The organism is Streptomyces prasinopilosus (assembly GCF_001419695.1).
Lineage (GTDB): Bacteria > Actinomycetota > Actinomycetes > Streptomycetales > Streptomycetaceae > Streptomyces > Streptomyces prasinopilosus.
In genome coordinates this window covers 1-1963 of record NZ_LIRG01001032.1, presented here as the reverse complement: position 1 = coordinate 1963, position 1963 = coordinate 1, and the positions used below count along the sequence as shown (strand labels likewise).

Here is a 1963-nt window from a genome sequence, read left to right as displayed (position 1 = left end):
GTCCCACCCGCTTCACGCGCCCCCTCGGACCCCCTGACCCGGACCGTCTCCGCCGCCACGCACCTCACACGTTCTCACCCCCTCGTCCCGGCACTCATCACGTTCCCGGAGGGAATCCGTTGCCGAGCAAGTCGTCCGCGCGTCTCGCCGCGCTCACCGTCGCCGCCGTGTGCGCGGCGTCCACGATCACCCTCACCTCGCCCGCGCACGCCCGGTCCGTGCGCATCCACGACATCCAGGGCGACACCCGGATGTCGCCGTACGCCGGGCAGCAGGTCGCCGATGTGGCCGGAATCGTCACCGGCGTCCGGACCTACGGCTCGTCCCGGGGGTTCTGGATCCAGGATCCGGAGCCGGACGCCGACCCGGCCACCAGTGAGGGCGTCTTCGTCCACACCGGCTCGACCCCGCAGGGGGTCGCCGTCGGCGACGCCGTCAAGGTGTCCGGCACGGTGTCGGAGTACGTTCCCGGCGGTACGTCCTCCGGCAACCAGGCGCTGACGGAGATCACCCGCCCCGCGTTCACCGTCGTCTCCGGCGGCAACCCGGTCCCGGCCGCCACCGGGATCGACGCCGGGTCCGTCCCCGCCGCTTACACCCCGGCCGGGGACCCCGCGGCGAACGGCTCGGTCAACGCCCTGCCGCTGCGTCCCGACCGCTACGCCCTGGACTTCTACGAGTCCCTGGAGGGCATGAACGTCCAGGTCTCCGACACCAGGGTGGTCGGCGCCACCGACCCGTACACCGAGCTGTGGGTCACGGTGAAGCCGGGGGAGAACCGCAACCACCGCGGCGGCACGGTCTACGGCTCCTACGGGGCCCAGAACACCGGCCGTCTGCAGATCCAGTCCCTGGGCCGGGCCGCGGACTTCCCCGACGCGAACGTCGGCGACACCCTCGCCGGTGCCACCACGGGCCCGCTGGACTTCAACCAGTACGGCGGCTACACGCTGGTGGCGCGCGAACTCGGCACGCTGGAGAGCGGGAACCTGCGGCGCGAGTCGACGCGCGCACAGCGTTCCGGCGAACTGGCGGTCGCCACGTACAACGTGGAGAACCTGGATCCGTCCGACGGCACGTTCGCCGCGCACGCCGAGGCGATCGTGGGCAACCTGAAGTCGCCGGACATCGTGTCCCTGGAGGAGATCCAGGACAACAACGGCGCCACCGACGACGGCACGGTCGCCGCCGACCGGACGGTGGCCGCCCTGATCGACGCGATCGTCGCGGCGGGCGGCCCGCGCTACGACTGGCGCGGGATCGACCCGGCCGACAAGGCCGACGGCGGGGAGCCGGGCGGCAACATCCGCCAGGTGTTCCTCTTCGACCCGGAGCGGGTCTCCTTCACCGACCGGGCGGGCGGCGACGCCACGACGGCCACCGGGGTCACCAAGGTGCGCGGCAGGGCGGCCCTGACGGTCTCCCCCGGCCGCGTCGCCCCCGGGTCCGAGGCGTTCGAGGGCAGCCGCAAGCCGCTGGCCGGCGAGTTCGTCTTCCGGGGCCGCACGGTCGTCGTGGTCGCCAACCACTTCGCCTCCAAGGGCGGCGACCAGTCCCTGACGTCTCAGTACCAGCCGCCGTCGCGCGTCTCGGAGACGCAGCGCCACCTCCAGGCGAAGGAGGTGCACGACTTCACCGCGAGGATCCTCGCGGTCCAGAAGAACGCGGCGGTCGTCGTCCTCGGCGACATCAACGACTTCGAGTTCTCCACGACCACGAAGATCCTCGAGGGCCGGGGCACGCTCTGGTCGGCGGTCAAGTCGCTGCCGCGGAGCGAGCGTTACTCGTACGTGTACCAGGGCAACAGCCAGGTCCTGGACCAGATCCTGATCAGCCCGTCGATCCGCCGCGGCGGGGCGTTCACGTACGACAGCGTGCACCTCAACGCCGAGTTCCACGACCAGATCAGCGACCACGACCCGCAGGTCCTGCGTTTCCGCCCGTAGGACGCGCACCCGCGCCG

The 1963-nt window shown here is 71.8% G+C and carries 1 protein-coding gene; it reads left to right on the top strand.

The genetic code is table 11. The annotated features are described in order from the left end of the window. Nucleotides 1-119 precede the first annotated feature (119 nt). Nucleotides 120-1946: an endonuclease/exonuclease/phosphatase family protein gene (locus tag AOK18_RS29870; protein WP_055696323.1), complete on the top strand. Its 1827-nt coding sequence runs from the start codon at nucleotides 120-122 to the stop codon at nucleotides 1944-1946. Nucleotides 1947-1963: the final 17 nt, after the last annotated feature.